Consider the following 20,547-nt stretch of genomic DNA (forward strand, 5'->3'; position numbering starts at 1 on the left):
GCGCGGCGGCGGGTGGTGTTCGGTCAGGCGTTGAGGGCGGCGTTGATCTTGCGGATCATCTCGGCCATGACGGGGCTGGGCTCGCCCTTGTGGGCCCGCTCGGCGGCTTCGATGACGACCCTGATCGTGGAGCGGAAGTTCTCGGCCTCGGCGGGGTCGTGGGCTTCGAGCACGCGGACCGACTCGGTGATCGCGGGGAAGACCTGGTCGGCGAGCTCGGCGGTGGACTTGCCCTTGAGCTTGACGCCCTTGGCGTTCGCGACCACGTGCCCCACGGTGCCGGTCGCGGCGACCAGGGCCAGGGAGGCGTCGGTGCCGATCTTGTGCGCCGAGCCGGCGATTCCGGCGGCCGAGAGCAGTGAGACGGTGCCGTAGGCGGCGGTGCGGATGGCGGTCTCGTCCTGGGTGGTGAGGTCGGCGGTCATTTCGGTGCTCCTTCAAGTGTTTCGGTGAGGTGTTCCTCGTTGATGGGGCAACTATGGGCGGCCCGGCTTGCACGCCGCTGACGTCGGCCTGACACGGCCGCTGACACGCGGTCGATGAATCCGGGCCGCCTGTCTCGTCTCTATCTGCAGTGGGTGCTTTCGCCCGCGCGGAGGACGAAGGAGCTCGAGATGGACGAGATCGGACCGCAGCAGGCCGAGGGCAAGGTCATGCTGCACTTCAGCATGTCGCTGGACGGATTCGTGGCGGGGCCGGGCCACTCGATGGACTGGCTGGCCGGTGTCACGGGCCGGGACGGCGTGGTGGAGGAGTACATGGCGACGACCGGCGCGGTGCTCGGCGGCCGGGACGGCTGGGACATCGATCCGACCGCCCGACCGTACGGGGATTGGGAGGGCCCGGTCTTCGTGCTCACCCACCACCCTGAGGACGCCGTCCCCGGTGAGGGCGTGACGTTTCTGAACTGCGGTGCGGCCGAGGCGGTCCGCATCGGCCTGGAGGCCGCCGGCGGCAGGAACCTCGAGGTCTTCTCTCCGACGATCGGCCGTCAGCTCCTGGAACTCGGCCTGATCGACGAGATCAACCTGCACATCGCGCCGGTGCTCCTCGGCGACGGCATCCGGTTCTACGACAACCCCGGCGGTCGGCCGATCCGGCTCAGGCACGCGCAGGGTTCGACCCCGTTCGCCGAGGTGGACCTGCGGTTCCGCCCGCACGTCGAGGCGTGACCGGACGCCGCTATCGCGTCGAATACTCACGTATCACCCGTGCGCCATCTGCCACGGTGCGATGCTGTGGTCATGGCACCCCGGGCCGGAACCATCGTCCCGCGCGACGAGAGAAGGCACATGACCAGCCAGCACACCCACAATGCGACCACGACTGACGGCGCCACCATCGCGGGAAGCGTGAGGGGCGACGGCCCGCCCCTGGTGTTCGTGCACGGCATCATCGGCGACGGCGGGCTCGACTGGCGGGCGCTGCTGCCGCACTTGGCGGACCGGTTCACCTGCCATCTGCCGAGCCTGCGGGGCAGGGGCGGCAGCAGCGGCGACCCCGACCTCGGATTCGGCCGGCTGGTCGAGGACCTGTTGGCGTACGTCGAGAGCCTCCCGCAGGCCGCGGGCCTGGTGGGATGGTCCCTCGGCGCCGGCATGGCGCTCACGGCAGCGGGCACGCGGCCCGAGGCGGTGGACGCGGTGGCGGCGATCGAGCCGGGCATGCCGGGCCTGATGAACGAGCAGGAGCAGGCGGACCTCGGTGCCGCGATCGGCCGCATGGCCGAGCTGGCGGACGGGGGAAGGCACGGGGAGGCGGTCCGCGCGCTCGCCGGTTTCGTGTTCGAAGACGACGACATAGCGACGGCGGAGAACACCGGCTACTTCGCGGCCGCAGCGCGGTACGTTCCGGCCATGCTCGACTTCTTCGGGCAGCAGATGCAGCAGGACGGGCCGGTCCCCGAGGACCCGGCCCTGCTCGGGGCGATCACGGCTCCGGTGCTGGTGCTGCACGGATCGGACCCCACGCCTTACGTCGCCGCCGGAGTGCGGCAGGTGGTCGACTACGTCGCCGACACGCAGGTCCAGGAGATCTCCGGTGCCGGGCACGCCATTCCGCTGACGCACCCTGAGGCGCTCGCCGACGCGATCGCCGAGTTCTTCATGAACCGGGTCCTGCGGCAGGAGCAGTAGACCGTCCCGACCGGGACCCCTCCCGGCGATCCCCTGATAGAACCGGGTTCTCGAAGCCCTTACCCGAGGCTTCGCCGACCCAGTCCACTCAGGAGCACTCCATGAACCGTGCCGCTGACCCTGTACTTCCCCGTATGCCCGGCTCCGCGATCCTCGCGGTCGTCTTCCTCGGACTCCAAGCGATCGTGGCCGTGGGCGGCGGCGTCGCCCTGCTTCCGCTGATCCCTGCGGGCCTGGCGCTGCTGCTGATCGCGGGAGGCTTGTTGAACACCGCGATCGCCATCGGCATCGGCATGCGCAGGCCTTGGGCGCGCATCACCGGGATCGTGCTGTGCGCCGCCGCGATCACGCTCGGTGCCGTCGACCTCCTGCTCGCGGCGGCGGAAGGCGTCCCGAGCACCGGCGGCGCGGGATTCGGCCTCTCGATCCTGCTGCTCTTCTTTCTCTCCCACCGGAACACGAGGGCGTGGTGCAACGACCTGGACCCGGCGGAGACCGCCCTCGGTCCGGCGGAGCCGGAGCTGCTCACGTACCAGGACCGGGTCGAACTCCGCGAGAGCATCGACGACATCGGGCTCCGGGCCCACGCCGTCGGAAGGGTCGTCGACCTGCCCCCCGAGCCGCGAACGGTGGTCGTGGAGTTCGACGACCACCCTGACCGCGAGCCGATCCGGGTCACGCTGCACGTCGACGAGATCCGCCTCGTCGCCGAGGCCGAGTAGCCGCCCGGGCTGATCCCATTGCCCGCCGGTCAGACCCGATCGCCGAGCGGTTTGATCATGAACCGTTCGGCACCCCGCTCCGAGTCTGATGGCGCGGCAGTGTCGTTGAAGCCGTTCCGCTGGTAGAGGGCTTTGGCAGCCGCGTTGTGCTCGTAGACGGCGAGCCGCAACCGCGCCGCACCCGACGCGCGGGCCCACCTCGCCACTCCAAGGATCAGGGCGTCACCGACACCGGCGCCTCTTGCCTTGGGGCTCACCCACATCGCGATCAGCTCCCGCACCAGCGGATCGCCGGCCGGCACACCGCTCGCCATCCCGACCGGTCGGCCGTCGGCCTCGGCGACGAGGTTGTGCGAGCCCGGCATCGCGAGACGGGAGCGCCAGCGCTCCTCCCGGTCGCCCTCGTCTTGCCAGTCCGCCAGTCGGGAGGCGAACGCGTCAGGCGCCTCGGCGAGCGCCGCGAGACGCAGCTCTCTCCACAAGCGCCAGTCGTCGCTGGTGAGCACGTGCATATCGACCACGTCCGCAGTGTGGCAGGCCCACTCGGCGGCGCGCTTTCAGGTCATCGATAGCCGTTGAGCCGCATGGCGGTGGCGTTGTCCGGCTGGTCCCAGAAGAGGTCGTGCAGGTCGGGCGGGAGTTCGGCCTGGTGGGCTCCGGTGGTGCCAGAGCGGAAGAAGCCGGGCTCACGCGCGTGGAGTTCGCCGAAGGTGGGGAGCTCAGCCTGCCGGGCGGGTGTGAGGCCGGGGGCGGCCTCGCCGATGGCGGTTTCGACTGCGGCCCGCGGGTTCGCGATGAGGTCCTCGAAGCGGACCCAGATCGGGGCCGGGCTCGCCGAGTGGTGCCAGGAGAGCACGTTCTGGCCCCAGCCGCCGGTGCCGCCGGTCGTGCGGGTGATGATCGAGCGCGCCTCCTCGGCGAAGCGCTCCTCGTAGTCGGGCTCGTCCGCATGCTGCCTGGTCCACAGGCGCGCCCAGGAGACCACGCATTCGCGACCGTCGCGCACCAGGCAGACGGCGCGGTCCTCGGCGGCGATCACGGGGTCGTCGCGCCGCCGGTGGGTCTTGACGAAGTACACCTCGTCGGCGTCCCGCATCTGGTCGAAGGTGCCGGGCCGGTCGCGCGCGTCCATCAGGTCGGCGCCGATCTGGGCGGCGACGCCGTCAACGTCGTAGACCACATAGGTCGGTGCCCCGTAGAGGCGGTTGAGCGCGATGCGGAAGAAGGTGTTGCCGGAGCGGGGGAACGAGGCCAGCCAGACGATCACCGCGTCAGCCTAGGGCCCGCCCCCGACACCGCTTCGCCGGCCGACCCGCTCCGCAGAGGACGCGCAAGTCCTCTGCCTATTCTGGAGTCCCACTCTGAGAGGCGACTGCTCGTGAAACCACTGCGACCCCTGCTCGCGCTGCTCCTCCTCCCTGTGCTCGTCTCGTGCGGGGACGATGCCGACACCGGCGGCGCGCCCGCCTCGAGCGACACCGCGATGGCCGTCGAGGACGGCGTACAGCTCGAGTTCCGGATGGTGGAGGAGTCGCCCGGCGGCACGGACATCGATTGCGAGACCCGCTACCCCGACACCGGAGGCGTGTCGGTCACGCCCGACGCCGACCCCGACGAACCGCTCGACGTGTGCGCCGAGACCGACGGCTACCTCAGCGACCTGCGACTCGGTCCGGCGATCGTGACGGCCGAGCACGTCGAATACGTCGACTTCGATTACGGGACCGCGGGCCTTCCCACCGTCTACGTGGTGTTCGACGAGGAGGGCGTCGAGGCGTGGAAGGCCGCCGTCGCCGCGGCCACCACCAAGTACGGCTGGCCCGGGCTCGTCCACATCATGGTCGAGGGACGGCCGATCCAGGTCACCGACAGCAGCCTCAGCCCCAACGACGTCCACCAGATCGAGGGCATCGCCACGATCGAGGACGCGGAAGCGCTCGTCACGACGATGGCGACCGGCTCCGACTGACCCGCCGCCCGCGGTTTTTCACCGCGATTCGCGACCACGCAGGGGTACCGCCCGGCCACTCATCGCCGCTATAGTGCGGATTGGACGCTGTTCGCGCCGATTCGCCCCTTAGGAGCGGCTATGAGGACAATGACGACCTGCGTAGCGGCCGCGATGCTGCTGCTCGCCGTATCCGCCTGCAGCCCAGAGGAATCCGAGGACGGCGACGGTTCGATCGTCTTCTGGACCCCCTACACCACACCGGAGCGGATCGCGGCGCAGCAGCCCGTGATCGACGCGTTCACCGAGGCCACCGGCATCGAGGTCGAGATGGTCCCGCTCGAACCGGACCAGGCCGGGCAGACGCTCGTCACCTCCGCCGCCTCGGGCGACGTGCCCGACGTGATCGCGCACAACCCGTCGAGCACCGCCGCGTGGGCCGCGCAGGGCCTGCTCGACGACCAAGCGCCGCAAGAGGTCGTGGACGAACTGGGCGCCGACACCTTCAGCCGGGCCGCGCTCGACATGGTCACGATCGACGGGAGCCTGCACGCCGTCCCGTCGGACGGGTGGGGCCACACCATCGCCTACCGCACCGACCTGTTCGAGGACGCCGGACTCGAGCCGCCCTCGTCGGTCGCCGACATCGCGGCCGCCGCCGAAACGCTCGACTCGGACGGCCTGGCGGGCATCGCGATCGGGACCACCCCGGGCGACGTGTACACGCAGGAGGGCATCGAGTCGATGCTGCTCCCCTTCGGCTGCGAGCTCGCCACCGACGGCGACGTCGCCATCGACTCGCCCGAGTGCATCGAGGGCCTGGCCCACTACCAGCGGCTCGCCGCCGCGGCCGGACCGGCGCAAGTGGACGTCGAGGCCGCGCGCGCCGCGTACCTCTCCGGCTCGGCCGCGATGGTGCTCTTCTCCTCCCACATCGTCGACGAAGTCGCCGGCCTCGACGTCGACAACCCCGTGACCTGCGCCGAATGCGCCGAGAACCCGCGGTTCCTGGCCGAGAACACGGCCTACCTGACCACCTTCACCGGCACCGGGAACGAGGCGCCCGTCGAGTACGGGCAGACCACGAACTACGGCATCCCGGCGGGCGCGAACACCGCCGACGCCAAGGAGTTCGCGAAGTTCATGCTCACCGACGGGTACGTCGAGAACCTCGCCTCCGCGACCGAAGGCCGCATCCCGGTGCGGCCCGGCCCCGAGGCCGGGTCGACCGAGTACCTCGACGCGTGGTCGGCGCTGCCGTTCGGCAACGACCAGACCCAGGAGCTCTCGATCGAGCAGATCTACGGCCCGGCGCTGGTCGACCGGCTCGCCGCCGGAGCGGAGGAGTTCACGCGCTGGGGCTGGGGCACCGACGACGCCGAACTCGCCGGGATCGTGTTCTCCCAGACCCTGCTCGCGACCGAGGCCGAAGCGCTCTTCGACGGCGCGCCGCCCGCCGAAGTGGCGGCCGCCATGGCCGCGAGTGTCGCAGCGGCACAACAGGACCTGGGCGGATGAGCGCAGACCGGACGCCGCGGGACGGCGGACCCGACGGCGGGCGGGCGGGCGGCCCTTCCACCGGGCGGAGCGGACCTGCCGCCGGCCGAAACCCCGGGCGCCTCGCCGGGCGATCCGCTGGGCGGAGCGGCGGACGCTCCCCGGATTCGAACAGCGGCGCCGCAGCGATGTCGGACCCCGGTGGCACTCTTGCAACCGGGGGCCCTTCCCCAGCGGCCCGAAGCGCTGCCGGCGTGCGCACCGCCGAGCGCCCCGTCCCCGACCCGCCACCCGAGCCCCGCCGCAAGCCGCTGACGCTCTCGCAGCGCGAGGACCTGCACGGCCGGCTCCTGGTGGGCCCCACAGTGATCGTCGTGCTCCTGTTCGCGGTGCTGCCGTTCCTGGCGGTCGTGCTGTTCGCGTTCCTCGACGTGCGGCTCGTCGACATCCCGCGCCTGTACATCGACAACCTCGTGTTCACCGGCGAGAACGTCGCGGCCGTATGGAACTCGCCTCGCTTCTGGTCGGCCGCCACCACCACCGTCGTGTACGCCGCGTCCTCTTCCGCCGGAGCGGTGCTCGTCGGCCTCGCCGTCGCGCTGGCCCTGCGGCGCCCCTTCCGGGGGCGCGGGCTGATCCGGGCGCTGGTGCTCGTGCCGTACGTCCTGCCGGTGGTCGCGGCCGCCACGATCTGGAAGACCCTCCTCAACCCCGGGTACGGGCTGGTCAACGCGGTCGGCACGCAGTGGCTCGGGTGGGCCGAGCCGATCGCGTTCCTGACCACCACGAGCCGCGACCTCGGGCCGTTCGAGGTGCCGGTGGCGCTGCTGTGCGTGATCGCGTTCGAGGTGTGGAAGACCTTCCCGCTCGCGTTCCTGTTCATCACGGCGCGACTGCAAGCGGTGCCCGAGGACATCGAGGAGGCCGCCCAGATCGACGGGGCCGGGAAGACCCGGACCTTCCGGCATCTGCTGCTGCCCGAACTCGCCGGGGTGATGGCGCTGCTCGCGGTGCTGCGGTTCCTGTGGTCCTTCCAGAACTTCAACGACATCTACCTGCTCACCGGCGGCGCGGGCGGCACCGAGGTGCTCGCGGTACGCGTCTACTCGGAGCTGGTGGTGCGCGCGAACATCGGCACGGCGAGCGCGACGGGCCTGCTCATGACCGGGATGCTCCTGGTCGTGGTCGCGGTCTACGCGTGGATGATCAAACGGGAGCGGGCATGAGCCGACCGAGCACGGAAGACCGCGTCCTCGGCGCCCTCCGCTGGACGGTCATCGCCGTCGCGGTGGCCGCCACCGCCGGGCCGCTCCTCTACGGTTTCCTGCTCTCATTGCGGCCCTTCCAGTCCGTGGTCTCCGAGCCGCTCGACCTGCTCCCCCCGCTCGACGAGATCACGATCGACTCGTACCCGACCGCCATGGCCGAGTACGGCCTCGGCGGCAACATGTGGAACTCCCTGCAGGTCGCGCTCGCCACCGCCGCGCTCGCGATCCTCTTCAGCGTCCTCGGCGCCTATGCGGCCGTGCGGCTGCGCTTCCTCGGCCGCGGCACGGTGAACGTCGTCTTCCTCGGCGTCTACCTCCTCCCCGGCATCGTGCTCGCCGTGCCGCTGTTCGTGCTGCTCAGCCGGGTCGGCCTGACGGGATCACTCGTCGGCCTGGTGTTCGTGTACGTGGCGCAGACCGTGCCTGTGGCGCTGTACATGCTCCGCACCTACCTCATGGCCGTCCCGTCCTCAGTGGAGGAGGCGGCGATGATCGACGGGTGCGGCCGCCTCGCGCTCATCCGCCGCGTCGTGCTCCCGCTCGCCCTGCCCGGGGTCGCCGCGACCGCCCTCTACGTGTTCATGATCGCGTGGAACGAGTACCTGTTCGCGCTGCTCTTCCTCGTCGCCGACCGCGACCGCTGGACGGTCTCGCTCGGCATCGCGCAGCTCACCGAGTTCTCGGTACCGACCACAGTGCTCATGGCCGGGTCGATCGCGATCACCGTGCCGGTGGTCGCCGGGTTCTTCCTGGCGCAGCGGCTGCTCGTCACGGGACTCACTTCAGGAGCGGAGAAAGGGTAGGGCGCATGGCAATCCGACTGGGCATCCTGGGGGCGGGGGCGCGCGGCTCCGACACGTACGGGCGCTGGGCGCTCGGTCATCCCGGCCGCGCCGCCATCGCGGCCGTCGCCGATCCGATGCCCCACCGGCGCGAGCGGCTCGCCGGCGCGGGGAACGTCCCGAACGAGCACCGCTACCCCGACTGGCGCGACCTCGTCGCCGACGCCGCCGCGATCGGCCTGGACGCGTTCGTGATCGCCCTCCCCGACCGCCTCCACGTGGCGGCCGCGCGCGCCGCCGTCGAGACCGGCCTGCCGATCCTCCTCGAGAAGCCCGCCGCGACCACCGCCGAAGGCCTTGAGGCGCTCGCGGCCGCCGCGCGGGACCGCAAGGCCCGCATATGGATCGGGCACGTGATGCGCTACCAGCCGTTCTGGCTCGCGATCCGGCGGCTCGTCGACTCGGGGGCGATCGGCCGCCTCGTGACCATGCGCGTCGAGGAGAACATCGGGTTCTGGCACTACGCGCACTCCTACGTGCGCGGCAACTGGCGCAACCTCGCCACCTCCAGCCCGATGGTGCTCGCGAAGACCTGCCACGACCTCGACATCATCCGCTGGTTCGCGGGCGAATCCCCCGCGTCCGTCGCGAGCGCGGGCAGCCTCACCTACTTCCGGCCCGAGCACGCGCCCGAGGGCGCACCGGACTACTGCCTCGACGGATGCCCGGCCTCCGACTCGTGCCCGTTCTACGCGCCCCGCTACTACGTTGAGGCCCTTGCGGACCGGGTCGGCTGGCCGGTGGCGCTCCTCGGCGACGACCCGAGCCCGGAGGGCCGCCTGGCGGCGCTGCGGCGCGGGCCGTACGGGCGGTGCGTGTTCCGCGCGGACAACGACGTCGTCGACCACCAGCAGACCGTCGTCGACTTCCCCGGCGGCCTCACCGCGACCCTCTCGACCTCGGCGTTCACCGGGCAGAACACGCGCACCGTGCGGCTCACCGGTACGGCGGGGGAGATCGCGGGGAACCTGCGGACGGGGACGCTCGAGGTCGACCTGTTCTCGCCGACAGCGGTCGCGCCCGAGCTTCCCGGAGCCCGGGTGGGCGCGAGTTTCACCCGGCCCCCCATGGGGCACCAGGTGTTCGAGCTCTACGCGGGCCCGGTCGACGCCGCCGGCGAACCGGACCACCGGGGCCACTCGGGCGGCGACGAGGCGCTGGTCGACGCGTTCATCACCTCGCTCGAGGGCGGGGAGGCCGCGGCGACCGATCTGGAGGCCTCGCTGGACAGCCACCGGATGGCGTTCGCGGCCGAGCGGGCCCGGCTCGAACAGCGCACGATCGCTTGGGAGGCAATGTGACTTGGTGGCGGGATGCGGCGATCTACCAGGTGTACCTGCGCAGTTTCGCGGACGGCGACGGCGACGGGACCGGCGACATCGCCGGTCTCGAATCGAGGCTGGGGTACCTGCGGGAGCTCGGCGTCGATGCGCTGTGGATCAACCCGTGGTACGTGTCGCCGATGGCCGACGGCGGCTACGACGTGGCCGACTACCGCGCGATCGACCCCGCGTTCGGCACCCTCGCGGACGCCGAGCGGCTCATCGAGGCGGCCCACCGGTTCGGGCTGCGGATCATTGTGGACATCGTGCCGAACCACGCCTCCGACCAGCACCCCTGGTTCCAGCAGGCGCTGCGGGACGGCCCGGGTTCACCCGCCCGCGAACGGTTCCACTTCCGCGACGAGACCAACAACTGGCAGTCGCGCTTCGGCGGACCGGCCTGGTCCCGAGTGGAGGACGGGCAGTGGTACCTGCATCTGTTCGACGCCGCCCAGCCCGACCTCAACTGGGAGCACCCGGACGTGCGGGCCGAGTTCCCGTCGGTCCTGCGGTTCTGGCTCGACAGGGGCGTCGACGGGTTCCGCATCGATGTCGCCGCGCGCCTGGTGAAGCAGGCCGGGCTGCCCGACAAGCGCGGCCGGATCGAAGGCGTGCCGACCTTCACCGACGCCGACGACGCGCCCGACAAGGACCGGCCGGAAGTGCACGAGATCTACCGGGACTGGCGGCTCGTGCTCGGCGAGTACGGGCCCGACCGGGTGTTCGTGGGCGAGATCTGGGTGCGCGACCCGGAGCGGTTCGCCCTCTACCTGCGCCCCGACGAGCTGCACACGGCTTTCAACTTCGAGTTCCTCAAGTGCGCGTGGGAGGCCGGGGCGTTCCGCGAGGTGATCGACCGGACCCTCGCGACGCACGCGAAGGTGGGCGCGCCGCCGACCTGGGTGCTGTCGAACCACGACGTGACCCGGCACGTGACCCGCTACGGCCGCAAGCGCAGCGCGTTCCTGAAACGCGAGCACGGCGTACCGACCGATCTCGCCCTGGGCACGCGCCGGGCGCGGGCGGCGGCGCTGCTGACCATGGCCCTGCCGGGCGGTGTGTACGTCTACCAAGGCGATGAGCTGGGGCTCCCGGAGGTCTTCGACCTGCCCGACGAACTGCGCGAGGACCCCGTGTTCCGCCGGACCGGCGGCCTCGACCTGGGCCGCGACGGCTGCCGGGTGCCGCTGCCGTGGGGCGGGGACGCGCCGCCGTTCGAGTTCGGGAAGGGCGGCGCGTGGCTGCCGCAGCCGCCCGAATGGCGCGAGCTCACGGCCGCCCGGCAACTGGGCGACCCGGACTCGATGCTGTCCCTCTACCGCCTCGCGCTGCGGATCCGCAGAGGCGAACCGGCGCTCGGCGACGGCGGGATGCGGTGGCTGGACAGCGAACCGGGGGTGATCGACTTCGAACGAGACCCCGGTTTCAGGTGCGTCGTCAACCTCACCGGGCACGAGATCGACGTCCCTCCAGGCGAACCGCTCATCGCCAGCGCGGCTCTCGAAGGCATGCGGCTCCCGCCCGATGCGGCGGTCTGGCTGCGTACCTCCGACTGACGTCCCGGCCGTTCACTCCGCGCACCAGTCGATCGACGGGCCCATCAGCATGACGATCAATGCGAGCGCGCCGAGCACCAGGAAGAAGACGCCGATCAGCGAGGACCCGTTCGTATAGACCGCGGTAGTTCCTCCGAAGAGGATGGTCAGCGGGGGTCGTGTCGATGGCCGCCTCGACCACGAGGAACGCGCCGAGCAGGGCGAGCGCGGCGGAGACGGCGCCGAAGCACGCCCATTTGAAGGCGATGCGGCGACCGGTGCGGACCGGGGTCGCGTCCGGTGGCGGCGCCGAGGTCGGTGACGGGTACATGCGGGCCGGCCTAGGCCCGGTCGGCCGCGGGCCGGCGAGGGCTTCGTCCGTGGCGCGGTTCGCGGCGGCTGGCTAGAGTTGCGGCCGAGGAGGTGAGCCGTGCGCAGGAGCTCGGAATGGGTGGCCGTCGAGCGCAGTTCGCCGACCCGCCGGATCTCCTCGCTGGTGCTCTATTCGCTCGCGTGCGCGGCGTTCATCGTCGGGCTGTACCTGCTCGTGCGCACCGAGCCGGGCACGCTCGACTCGGGGGAGCCGAATCCGGTGGCGGCGCTGCCGGGGTTCTTCACGGTGATGGCGGTGCTCGGGGCGACCAGCTTCCTGGTGCCGCTGGTGCGGCCGCCGAAGCTCATGGTGAACCATTTCGGGCTGCGGGTGCGCGCCGGTTTCGGCAAGAGCCTGCTCATCCCGTGGAGCAATGTCGAGGAGCTGGCGGCGATCCATGTCGGGTCGAAGCGGCGCGGCACTTCGTACCTGCTGTTCGCGGCCGACAACTATCTCGGGCGCGGCGGCTCCGACCGGCCCGGGTTCCTGGGGCGCTCGGTGCTGCGCGAGGCCAATCGGGCCACAGAGGGCTTGGTCGCGGGATTCGATCTCGCGGTGCGCTGCAAGGACTTCGCGCTCGAACCGGACCAGCTGCTGGCGCGGCTGGCGTCCTTCGCGCCCGGGCACGTGCAGGTCGTCGACCGGCTCTAGAGGGCGACGCGCCGGTTTGTTCGCCCTGAGCGAAATCGCGCCCGTGCGCACGTCGCGACCCTGCCGGTCCGATCGCCCCGACCGTGATGCACGGCTTGCCCCAAATGCCGCTCCCTGACCCGTGCTGGTGATCCGTACACTGGAGGCGACCCGACCGTCCTGCCCCCGCCCCTGGGTACGAGGTCACCGCAACCGACCGGTCACTCTCGCCGGCGGACCGTCCAGCATTGGGGGTACACCCATGGCGTCGATCCCGGACGAGGGCCTGCGCGCGACCCTGGCCACCATGGCGCCCGGCACCGCGCTCCGCGACGGCCTGGAGCGCATCCTGCGCGGCCGCACCGGCGCGCTCATCGTCGTCGGCTGCGACAGCCTCGTCGAAGAGATCTGCACCGGCGGCTTCGAGCTCGACATCGAGTTCTCGGCCACCCGCCTCCGCGAACTGTGCAAAATGGACGGCGCGATCGTGATCACCACCGACGGCTCGCGGATCGTCCGCGCCGGCGTCCACCTCATGCCCGACCCCTCCATCCACTCCAACGAATCGGGCACCCGCCACCGCACCGCCGAGCGCGTCGCCATCCAGACCGGGTTCCCCGTGATCTCCGTGAGCCAGTCGATGCACACCATCGGCCTGTACATGGGCTCGATCCACCACCTGCTCGAACCCTCCACGCAGATCCTCTCCCGCGCCAACCAGGCGCTCGCCACGCTCGAGCGCTACAAGGTGCGCCTCGACGAGGTCGCCGGCAGCCTCTCCAGCCTCGAGATCGAAGACCTCGTCACGGTGCGCGACGCCGTCACCGTCCTCCAGCGACTCGAGATGGCCCGCCACATCGCCGACGAGGTCGAGGGCCACGTCATCGAACTCGGCACGGACGGGCGGCTCCTCGCCCTCCAGCTCGACGAGCTCATGGCCGGCGTCGACGCCGACCGCGAACTCATCGTGCGCGACTACCTGCCCGACGGCGTCGACTACCGCAAGGCCCTGCACGCCGTGGACGGCATGCGCTCCCCCGACCTGCTCGACCTCATCGCGGTCGCGCGCTCCCTCGGCTACCCGAACTCACCCGACGTGCTCGACCGGCGCGTGAGCCCCCGCGGCTACCGGATGCTCGCCAAAGTGCCGCGCCTCCCCGAAGCCGTGATCGAACGGGTCGTGGGCCATTTCGGGGCGCTCCCCGAGCTGCTCGGCGTCACCGTGGAGGAGCTGCAGGACGTCGACGGGATCGGCCCGGGGCGGGCGCAGAGCATCCGCGAGTCGCTGACCCGCCTGGCCGAGGTCTCGATCCTCGACCGGTACCTCTAGGTCAAGCTGAGGCTCGTCGGCGCCGAGACCGCGTCACCCAGGCGGGCCCGCAGCTCGTACTCGCCCGCGGGCAGCTCCCGGCGGGCGCCCGCGCACGCCTCCTCCGACGCCAGCCCATCCACAGTGAACTCGACAGTCTGCCCCGCGCCGCCGCTCAGCTCGACCTTCTCGCCCTGCGGCGTCTCGCAGTGCGCCGTCGAGTAGACGACATCCGCACCGGCGACCAACTCAACCGCCACCTCCCGCAGATCAACGGTGCACACGGTCTCCGCACCACTCGCCACCAGGACACTCACCGGCACCTCCGCACCCGAACGCGCCTCATTGAACGCCGCCACCACCTGCAGCATCAAGTCCTCGGCGGCGCAGGCCTCCACGGGCGGCACCGTCGGGGACGGCGACTCGCGCGGCTCCTCCGCCTGCGTCTCCCGGATGTACGGCCGGTTCACCGTCGCCGAAGCCGAAGGCGGCTGCCTCTCGTTCTGGGCCGCATCGGCCTTCGCCTCAGGCTCCTCCTCACCGCCGCCGAGCGCACTCACCACCAGCACGACCAGCAGGACCAGCACGAGCACCGCCCCGGCCACGATCGCCCGCCGCTTCCAGTACACCGACTCCGGCTCCGAGCCCTTCACGAACTTGCCCTTGAAACCCTGCACGCCGGGACGCTAACGCAGCGGAGCGGCACGACAGCGGAATAACACGCGACCCTCGCCGTCGGTTGTCGGACCCCGCACCGACAATGGGAGGCATGCTCGCCGCCGACACCGACCAGGCACTGCCGTCCTCCGCCGAACTCAGCGGCCGACTGCTCCCCTGGTTCGACGCGCACCACCGCACCGAACTGCCCTGGCGCCGACCGGGAACCACCGCCTGGGGCGTGCTCGTCTCCGAGGTCATGAGCCAGCAGACCCAGGTCGCGCGCGCCGCGCCCGTATGGGAGGCCTGGATGGCGCGCTGGCCCGCCCCGGCCGACCTCGCCGCCGCGCCGACCGCCGACGTCCTGCGCGAATGGGGCCGCATGGGGTACCCGCGCCGGGCGCTGCGCCTCCAGGAGTGCGCGCGGATCGTCGCCACCGAGCACGGCGGCGTCGTGCCCGCCGACCCGGCGGAGCTCGAGAAGCTGCCGGGCATCGGCGTCTACACCGCCGCGGCCGTCGCGGTCTTCCACTACGGGCGACGCCATGCGGTCGTGGACACCAACGTGCGCCGCGTCGTCGCCCGCCTCGGGGGTCAGAGCGACGCCGGGACCGCCACCACCAAGGCCGATCTGGCGGCCGCCGAGTCGCTGCTGCCGGAGGACGCGCCGACCGCGGCCCGGGTCTCGGTGGCGCTCATGGAGCTCGGGGCGCTCGTGTGCAAGGCGCGCGCGCCCGAGTGCGGCGCCTGCCCGGTGAGCGCCTTGTGCGGGTTCTCCGGCCAGGAGGTCCCGGCCGGGCCGAGCCGCAAGCGCCAGAAGTACAAGGGCACCAACCGGCACGTGCGGGGGGAAGTGATGGCCCTGCTCAGAGACGCGGAGGGGCCGGTCGAACGGGCCCGGATCGACGCCGTCTGGCCGGACCGGAGGATGCTCGACGAGGCCGTCGCGCAGCTCATCACCGAAGGCCTGATCGGCACCGACGAATCGGGACGATTCGAACTCCCGAGTCGGTGACAAACCGAGCGGGCGCTGGTAGCGTCGGAGTTGAGAGAACTTCACGATGCTCGGTCGGCGCCGATTCTCAAATCGGCGGCCCTGGGTCGAACCTCACTCGTCACCAAGTGAGGCGCCGGACGGACCACCAGGTCCACTCACCGCCGGTGCCAGGGCCGAATCGCCTACCGCAGGGCCGCCCCCGAGCGGCCGGCCAGGAACACGACGACGCGGCTCGCGCCATGAACCGTCGCGTCGACCGCGGACCGGACGCACGAAATGCGGGCCATGTGGGAGCGGACGCCTTGAGCGACGGACGCGACCGGGCAACGGCAATGCCGTTCCGGTACCGCGCGCTCAGACCGGGACGGCATTGTTTTGCCCGCAAACCCCGACCCTCCTCGCACGCAGGCTTCGCCGCCACTGGGCAATGCCGTTCCGGCACCGTGCACCCGAACCGGGGGCGGCATGGTTCCGCGTCGAACCCGAAGCGCATTCACGTCCGGAAAAATGTCGCACCCCTATGAGACGGTGTCCTTTTCACTGGTAGTGGTGAAGGTGGGACTGGGCGGGTACCCGGGGCCACCCGTACGCCCGCGCAGCGGCCCCGCCGGGCGCCGCTCAAGCCGCCTCCGGCCCACTCGCGACCGGCGCCTCCACCCGCTTCGCCCAGCGGACCAGCCACCACACGATGAGCACCGCGGGCAGCCCCTTGAGCATTACCCCGGCCAGCACGCCGAGCGCGCCCAGACCCAGACCGTCCCGCAGCAGCGGCGAATTCCACAAGGCGTGCAAGGCGATCACCCCCGCCAGCGACCCGGCCGCGACCCACACCGACCGCATCGTCCGCCGCGTCGCCGCATACGCCACCCCGGCCCCGACGATCGCGGTGAACACCGCGTGGCTCCACAGCCCCGCCAGCACCCCGCGCACGATGAACACCGCGATCACCGGCTCGACCACGTCCCCGGCCCGGTTCAGGACCGTGCTCGACATCGCGAACGCGTAGCCCTCCACGATCTGGAACCCCACCCCGCAGAACGCACCCAGCACGATCCCGTCGAGCACCCCGTGCACGCGCCCCCAGGCGATCGCGACCACCAGGACCACGCCCGCGGCCTTCACGACCTCTTCGACCACCGGCGCCGCCAGCACCGGCGACCACCGCTCGGCCCACGCCGGGCCGTTCGCCGTCGCCAGCAGACCGTGCAGCGCGCGCGAACCGAACAGCGAGGTCATGACGGCGACCGTCGCGCCCCAGACCAGGCCGATCGCGAGGGCGGCGGCGGGGAGGGCGAGCCGGTCGGAGACGCGGCCGCGCAGCCACCAGAACGGGATCGCGAAGAGCGAGAAGAGGACCAGGGCGGTCGACCCGGCGCGCGGGTAGGCGAGCGCGACCGGGAGCGTGTTGTACAGCAGCAGGATGCCCGCCGCACCGATGAGCAGCACGGCCGTCCACTGCAGCGGCGAGGCGGGGTCGATCCGCATGTCAGGCGGTCCCGAAGGACAGCTGGGCGATGAGCGCGTCGATTCTGTCCACAGTGGGCGAGTCTAGTGAATCGCCGGTGGCGGTGACCTCGGCGCGGACCGTGTCGTGGACGAAAGCGCACGCGAAGCCCGTACCGGTCTCGGTGACGAAGCTGCGACCGGCGCCCTCGACGCCGTCGGCGGCGCAGTCGCGCGGTTCGGTGAGCTGCACGCCGGGCTGGACTTCGAGGAGGCGCGACATCTCGTCGGCCAGGTACTCCGCGTCGAAGCCGTAGGGGCCGGCGACGGCGATGTCCACTTCGGCCTCGCCCACCAGGAACTCGACGCGGCCGGATCCGGGCTGGTAGTAGCCGGGGCGCATCCGGACCTCGTCCGGGGCGGTGAGGGTGACGCCGGAGAGGGTGAAGGTCTCGCCGCCGACGTCGACGGTGGGGGAGACGGCCTTGTTCAGGAGGGGCACGGCGAGCGCGAACACGAGGACCACCGCTGCGACGGCGGTGGCGATGATGAGGCTCTTCGTGCGAGTCACGGTTCAAGCGTGGCATGCGATCCCCGGCAGCGCATCGGGAATGCCCGCGTGTCGGCGACGACCGGCTGGTGTTCGGGGGATGGGCGGCGGTTCGCCGTGAGGGGAGTCGGCTTTACTGCACTGGGGCGGTGCCGTCGCCCAGTGGCCGCGCCCGGTTCAGGTGCGCGTTCGCGAGGGCGATCGCTGTGAGGGAGCGGGCCCTGAGGGAGGGCCCGCGACCTCGATCGTCGGAATCCGCGGTGCCGACATCCGCGACTTCGATGGGGTCTTCGGCCGGAAGGGTGGTCCGGCCTTGGTTCCTGCGCCGTGTGGCCACGGCGCTTCTTGCTGCTTGCTCCTCCAGCGGCGGTGCCCGGTCGGTGGCTCCTCCGCCGGCTCAACTACTCCGCGGCGACGCGCTGAGCCGGGATGTCGCCGTTGATCAGGGCGCGGATCTCGGACTCGCGGTAGCGGCGGTGGCCGCCGAGGGTCCGAATGGCCGAGATCTTGCCGGCCTTGGCCCAGCGGGTGACGGTCTTGGGGTCGACGCGGAACATCGCGGCGACTTCGGACGGGGTCAGCAGGGCCTCGGATTCCACCGGAAGGTTCAGCTCTGTCGTCATCGTTCTTCTCCTCCACAGACGGGCTGCGAATCACCGGCGCCGAGCCTTGATTCGTTCCTTCTGCAATCGTCCGGCCTGTCGTAGATGTCCGACATAGGCCGAACGGCCGATTTTGCTTGGACTTTCCGCTCGGTCCGCTCATCCGAGTGATCACTCCACATGCGAATGTGCTGGCTGCGGGCTCGTCGTGCCGCCGCGTCCGAGGTCAGTTCAGGCGTTCCGCGAGACGACGATCACGCCACCGGTCGACAAGGCGGGCATAGCACTCCTGCGCTTCCTCGGGTTCTGAGGCGCCGAGGTGGTCGAGGGCCTGCCAGGTGAGGTCGACCGAGTCCTCGGCCCGCAGCTCCTCGGGGTCCATGCGCGAGGCCAGGCCGCCGTAGTCGAGCTCCACGACCGAGTCGCGGTGGAAGCCCTCGAGCCAGTCGGCGGTCTCGCCCAGGGCCTCGGCCAGTTCGGCGCCCTCCCCGAACTCGGACCGCACCAGGTTGCGGGCGACCACGAGGCCCGTGCGGGCCTTGGCGATCGGGGTGCGGTAGCGCAGCTGGGCGATGCCCCGCTGGATCACCAGCTCGCGGTCCTCGGCCCGCACGCACGCGAACCAGCGCAGCGGCACGGACCAGGACGCGACGTGCTCGTGGGCGTCGGCGGGGGCGTCGTGGCGGTCGATGCCGTCGTCCAGGGCGACCACCTCGGCCGCGGAGGACAGGAACTCGGGCGGGAACAGCGCCTCGGCCACGGCCTCGGGCGTCAGCCGCCGCACTTCCAGGGCGGAAGCGGCGATCCGGTAGCGGAGGTTCCAGGGGCAGATGAGGGGATCGGCCTCGCGGCCGCGGTCGATGACGTACGCGTCGCGCGCGAAGGACGGCACGCCGCGCCAGGGCCAGCCGATCCGCTCGTACAGTGCTTCTCGGCGCAGGCGCGGCCCCTCGAGGGGGTCGATCGCGCGTCCCGACGCGGCGTACGCGCGCCAGTAGTCGGCGTCGACGAACGCCCCCGCCGGCTCGTAGACGCGCAGATAGGACGCGCTCGGTGCGTACACGAGGCAGATACTTCCATATCGGCATCCACCCCGACCCGAAGGTCGGGCATCCCGGCTTGCCCGGGCCAGCGCTTGGCGCTGCGGCACAGTGGGGTACACGCGGTACCGGTAGCGGCGCCTCACGCTGCGACCATAGCGACCGGGTACGGCAGTCCCGGTTCCCAGCCCGACTCGCAGGGACAGCGGCTGCTCGGCACCGCCCCGGTCATATGCTGGGGGCGTAGGCATACCCGCGCTACATACGGATGAGTCGGCCGAGACCCGGCCGCCCCCCTGGGTGGTGCCCGCAGCGACGGCGGCGCAGGGACACCCCAGCGAGAAGAACTGGAGAGCAAGCCATGAGCATCTTCGACGGCAGCGGCCACGAGCAGGTCGTGTTCTGCCACGACCCCGATTCGGGGTTGCGCGCGATCATCGCGATCTACTCCACCGCCCTCGGTCCGGCCCTCGGCGGCACCCGCTTCTACCCCTACGCCTCCGAGGAGGAGGCCCTGAAGGACGTGCTGCACCTGTCGGAGGGCATGGCCTACAAGAACGCGATCGCGGGGCTCGACCACGGCGGCGGCAAGGCCGTCATCTGGGGCGACCCGGCCGCCGACAAGAGCGAGGCGCTGCTTCGCGCCTACGGGCGCTTCGTGGAGTCGCTGGGCGGGCGCTACGTGACCGCCTGCGACGTCGGGACGTACGTCGAGGACATGGACCACGTGGCCCGCGAGACGCGCCACGTGAGCGGGCGCAGCCCGGAGGCCGGCGGGGCCGGGGACTCCTCGATCCTCACCGCGTTCGGGGTGTTCCAGGGGATGCGCGCCGCGGCCCAGCACCGCTGGGGCGCGGTGGACCTGGCCGGGCGCACCGTGGGCGTCGCCGGGCTCGGGAAGGTGGGGCGCCACCTCGTCCCGCATCTGCTCGAAGCCGGGGCGGAGGTCGTCGCCTGCGACGTGAACCAGGCCGCGATCGAATGGGCGAAGGACCACTACCCGCAGGTGCGGATCGTCGCGGACGCCGACGAGCTCATCGCCTCGGGCATCCACATCTACGCCCCGTGCGCGCTCGGCGGGGTCCTCAACGAGCGGTCGCTCAAGACCCTCGACGCCGAGATCGTATGCGGCGCAGCGAACAACCAGTTGGCCGAGCCGGGTGTGGCGGCCGAGCTCGACCGGGCCGGGATCCTGTACTGCCCCGACTACGTGGTGAACTCGGGCGGGGTCATCCAGGTCGCCGACGAGTACGACGGCGCGTTCGACTTCAAGCGGGCCGAGCGGCGCACCGCCGGGATCTTCGCAACCACCTCGCGCATCCTCGAGCGCGCCAAGGGCGAGGGCACGACCCCGGTCGCCGCCGCCGACGCGATCGCCGAGGAGCGCATGGCCGCCGTCGGCCGGCTCCAGCGGGTGCGGCTGTTCCGCTGATCGCGGGCACAGGACCCCGCCCCCCGGTGCGCGAAAGTGCGCGTCGGGGGACGATTCCGCTCACCGCGGGTCATCGAATCCTGCCGCAAAGCGACAACGAGTCTCACGATGCGGGCGGCCGTTCGTCCCGGTCTGGTGGTCATCGCCGGTAATCTGTGGCACCCAACTCATGGGCCGGGATGCAGTCATGCGCTCTGAGGTTGTACCGTAGGAGCCACGAAGAGATTGCAAGCATTCCGGGGCGC

General features: G+C 71.4%; 21 protein-coding genes. 13 read left to right on the forward strand and 8 right to left on the reverse strand.

Annotated elements, in window-relative coordinates; genetic code table 11:
* Nucleotides 1-23 precede the first annotated feature (23 nt).
* The gene (locus O1R50_RS24235) at nt 24-425 is read right to left on the reverse strand and encodes a hypothetical protein (RefSeq protein ID WP_270112831.1); all 402 of its coding nucleotides are present in this window, start codon (nt 423-425) and stop codon (nt 24-26) included.
* 189 nt (nt 426-614) lie between these two features.
* Between O1R50_RS24235 and O1R50_RS24240 the strand changes: the two genes are divergently transcribed.
* The 3 genes from O1R50_RS24240 (at nt 615) to O1R50_RS24250 (ending at nt 2,857) form a co-directional block, all read left to right on the forward strand.
* Entirely contained in the window at nt 615-1,172 is a 558-nt protein-coding gene (locus tag O1R50_RS24240; protein ID WP_270112832.1) for a dihydrofolate reductase family protein, read from the forward strand.
* A 120-nt stretch (nt 1,173-1,292) separates the two neighbouring features.
* Nucleotides 1,293-2,135 (forward strand): alpha/beta fold hydrolase, encoded by an 843-nt coding sequence (locus O1R50_RS24245; protein ID WP_270112833.1) that lies wholly within the window; start codon nt 1,293-1,295, stop codon nt 2,133-2,135.
* A 101-nt stretch (nt 2,136-2,236) separates the two neighbouring features.
* On the forward strand, nt 2,237-2,857 hold the full coding sequence (locus tag O1R50_RS24250; RefSeq protein ID WP_270112834.1) for a hypothetical protein: 621 nt from the start codon (nt 2,237-2,239) through the stop codon (nt 2,855-2,857).
* A 29-nt stretch (nt 2,858-2,886) separates the two neighbouring features.
* On the opposite strand, the gene O1R50_RS24255 is transcribed toward O1R50_RS24250, so the two are convergent.
* Nucleotides 2,887-3,378 carry a GNAT family N-acetyltransferase gene (locus O1R50_RS24255; RefSeq protein WP_408612805.1) on the reverse strand — a complete coding sequence of 164 codons (492 nt, stop codon included), beginning with the start codon at nt 3,376-3,378 and terminating at the stop codon, nt 2,887-2,889.
* Between the two features lie 41 nt (nt 3,379-3,419).
* A complete protein-coding gene (locus O1R50_RS24260; RefSeq protein ID WP_270112835.1) occupies nt 3,420-4,124 on the reverse strand; it encodes a sulfotransferase domain-containing protein in 705 nt (234 codons plus the stop codon).
* Nucleotides 4,125-4,235: 111 nt separating this feature from the next.
* Here O1R50_RS24260 and O1R50_RS24265 point away from each other — a divergent pair, with 111 nt between their 5' ends.
* The 8 genes from O1R50_RS24265 (at nt 4,236) to disA (ending at nt 13,602) form a co-directional block, all read left to right on the forward strand.
* Nucleotides 4,236-4,826, forward strand: coding sequence for a hypothetical protein (locus O1R50_RS24265; RefSeq protein WP_270112836.1), 591 nt, complete (start codon nt 4,236-4,238; stop codon nt 4,824-4,826).
* Nucleotides 4,827-4,946: 120 nt separating this feature from the next.
* The gene (locus O1R50_RS24270) at nt 4,947-6,323 is read left to right on the forward strand and encodes an ABC transporter substrate-binding protein (RefSeq protein WP_270112837.1); all 1,377 of its coding nucleotides are present in this window, start codon (nt 4,947-4,949) and stop codon (nt 6,321-6,323) included.
* A 233-nt stretch (nt 6,324-6,556) separates the two neighbouring features.
* On the forward strand, nt 6,557-7,528 hold the full coding sequence (locus O1R50_RS24275; RefSeq protein WP_270112838.1) for a carbohydrate ABC transporter permease: 972 nt from the start codon (nt 6,557-6,559) through the stop codon (nt 7,526-7,528).
* Complete coding sequence (locus O1R50_RS24280) at nt 7,525-8,373, forward strand: carbohydrate ABC transporter permease (protein WP_270112840.1); 849 nt, start codon at nt 7,525-7,527, stop codon at nt 8,371-8,373. The genes O1R50_RS24275 and O1R50_RS24280 overlap by 4 nt, the downstream gene beginning before the upstream one ends.
* A 5-nt stretch (nt 8,374-8,378) precedes the next feature.
* Nucleotides 8,379-9,713 (forward strand): Gfo/Idh/MocA family protein, encoded by a 1,335-nt coding sequence (locus O1R50_RS24285; protein ID WP_270112841.1) that lies wholly within the window; start codon nt 8,379-8,381, stop codon nt 9,711-9,713.
* Nucleotides 9,698-11,290, forward strand: a complete 1,593-nt coding sequence (locus O1R50_RS24290; RefSeq protein WP_408612806.1) for a glycoside hydrolase family 13 protein — start codon at nt 9,698-9,700, stop codon at nt 11,288-11,290. Before O1R50_RS24285 ends, O1R50_RS24290 begins: the two co-directional genes overlap by 16 nt.
* Before the next feature lie 409 nt (nt 11,291-11,699).
* Nucleotides 11,700-12,293, forward strand: a complete 594-nt coding sequence (locus tag O1R50_RS24295) for a hypothetical protein (protein WP_270112843.1) — start codon at nt 11,700-11,702, stop codon at nt 12,291-12,293.
* A gap of 241 nt (nt 12,294-12,534) precedes the next feature.
* Nucleotides 12,535-13,602: a DNA integrity scanning diadenylate cyclase DisA gene (gene disA / locus O1R50_RS24300; protein ID WP_270112844.1), complete on the forward strand. Its 1,068-nt coding sequence runs from the start codon at nt 12,535-12,537 to the stop codon at nt 13,600-13,602.
* On the opposite strand, the gene O1R50_RS24305 is transcribed toward disA, so the two are convergent.
* A complete protein-coding gene (locus O1R50_RS24305) occupies nt 13,599-14,258 on the reverse strand; it encodes a hypothetical protein (RefSeq protein WP_270112845.1) in 660 nt (219 codons plus the stop codon). The genes disA and O1R50_RS24305 overlap by 4 nt on opposite strands.
* A 92-nt stretch (nt 14,259-14,350) precedes the next feature.
* Between O1R50_RS24305 and O1R50_RS24310 the strand changes: the two genes are divergently transcribed.
* Nucleotides 14,351-15,253 carry an HhH-GPD family protein gene (locus O1R50_RS24310; RefSeq protein WP_270112846.1) on the forward strand — a complete coding sequence of 301 codons (903 nt, stop codon included), beginning with the start codon at nt 14,351-14,353 and terminating at the stop codon, nt 15,251-15,253.
* A gap of 600 nt (nt 15,254-15,853) precedes the next feature.
* Here O1R50_RS24310 and O1R50_RS24315 read toward each other — a convergent pair.
* The 4 genes from O1R50_RS24315 to O1R50_RS24330 all read right to left on the reverse strand — a co-directional run bounded on the left by O1R50_RS24315 (nt 15,854) and on the right by O1R50_RS24330 (nt 18,893).
* A complete protein-coding gene (locus O1R50_RS24315; protein WP_270112847.1) occupies nt 15,854-16,720 on the reverse strand; it encodes a PrsW family intramembrane metalloprotease in 867 nt (288 codons plus the stop codon).
* A 1-nt stretch (nt 16,721) separates the two neighbouring features.
* The gene (locus O1R50_RS24320; RefSeq protein ID WP_270112848.1) at nt 16,722-17,249 is read right to left on the reverse strand and encodes a hypothetical protein; all 528 of its coding nucleotides are present in this window, start codon (nt 17,247-17,249) and stop codon (nt 16,722-16,724) included.
* A gap of 380 nt (nt 17,250-17,629) precedes the next feature.
* Nucleotides 17,630-17,851 (reverse strand): BldC family transcriptional regulator, encoded by a 222-nt coding sequence (locus O1R50_RS24325; RefSeq protein WP_205328228.1) that lies wholly within the window; start codon nt 17,849-17,851, stop codon nt 17,630-17,632.
* Nucleotides 17,852-18,056: 205 nt separating this feature from the next.
* On the reverse strand, nt 18,057-18,893 hold the full coding sequence (locus tag O1R50_RS24330) for a hypothetical protein (protein ID WP_270112849.1): 837 nt from the start codon (nt 18,891-18,893) through the stop codon (nt 18,057-18,059).
* Between the two features lie 338 nt (nt 18,894-19,231).
* On the opposite strand from O1R50_RS24330, the gene O1R50_RS24335 reads away from it, so the two are divergent.
* Nucleotides 19,232-20,302: a Glu/Leu/Phe/Val dehydrogenase dimerization domain-containing protein gene (locus O1R50_RS24335; protein WP_270112850.1), complete on the forward strand. Its 1,071-nt coding sequence runs from the start codon at nt 19,232-19,234 to the stop codon at nt 20,300-20,302.
* The last annotated feature ends 245 nt before the right edge of the window (nt 20,303-20,547 follow it).

Source organism: Glycomyces luteolus (genome assembly GCF_027622875.1).
GTDB lineage: Bacteria > Actinomycetota > Actinomycetes > Mycobacteriales > Micromonosporaceae > Glycomyces > Glycomyces luteolus.

Excerpts from the sequence above, each read along its gene's own strand:
- O1R50_RS24280 (WP_270112840.1), top strand. The coding sequence starts at position 7,525 with ATGAGCCGACCGAGCACGGAAGACCGCGTCCTCGGCGCCCTCCGCTGG.
- O1R50_RS24325 (WP_205328228.1), bottom strand. The coding sequence starts at position 17,851 with ATGACGACAGAGCTGAACCTTCCGGTGGAATCCGAGGCCCTGCTGACC.
- disA (WP_270112844.1), top strand. The coding sequence starts at position 12,535 with ATGGCGTCGATCCCGGACGAGGGCCTGCGCGCGACCCTGGCCACCATG.
- O1R50_RS24270 (WP_270112837.1), top strand. The coding sequence starts at position 4,947 with ATGAGGACAATGACGACCTGCGTAGCGGCCGCGATGCTGCTGCTCGCC.
- O1R50_RS24285 (WP_270112841.1), top strand. The coding sequence starts at position 8,379 with ATGGCAATCCGACTGGGCATCCTGGGGGCGGGGGCGCGCGGCTCCGAC.
- O1R50_RS24335 (WP_270112850.1), top strand. The coding sequence starts at position 19,232 with ATGAGCATCTTCGACGGCAGCGGCCACGAGCAGGTCGTGTTCTGCCAC.
- O1R50_RS24235 (WP_270112831.1), bottom strand. The coding sequence starts at position 425 with ATGACCGCCGACCTCACCACCCAGGACGAGACCGCCATCCGCACCGCC.
- O1R50_RS24250 (WP_270112834.1), top strand. The coding sequence starts at position 2,237 with ATGAACCGTGCCGCTGACCCTGTACTTCCCCGTATGCCCGGCTCCGCG.
- O1R50_RS24245 (WP_270112833.1), top strand. The coding sequence starts at position 1,293 with ATGACCAGCCAGCACACCCACAATGCGACCACGACTGACGGCGCCACC.
- O1R50_RS24315 (WP_270112847.1), bottom strand. The coding sequence starts at position 16,720 with ATGCGGATCGACCCCGCCTCGCCGCTGCAGTGGACGGCCGTGCTGCTC.
- O1R50_RS24240 (WP_270112832.1), top strand. The coding sequence starts at position 615 with ATGGACGAGATCGGACCGCAGCAGGCCGAGGGCAAGGTCATGCTGCAC.
- O1R50_RS24310 (WP_270112846.1), top strand. The coding sequence starts at position 14,351 with ATGCTCGCCGCCGACACCGACCAGGCACTGCCGTCCTCCGCCGAACTC.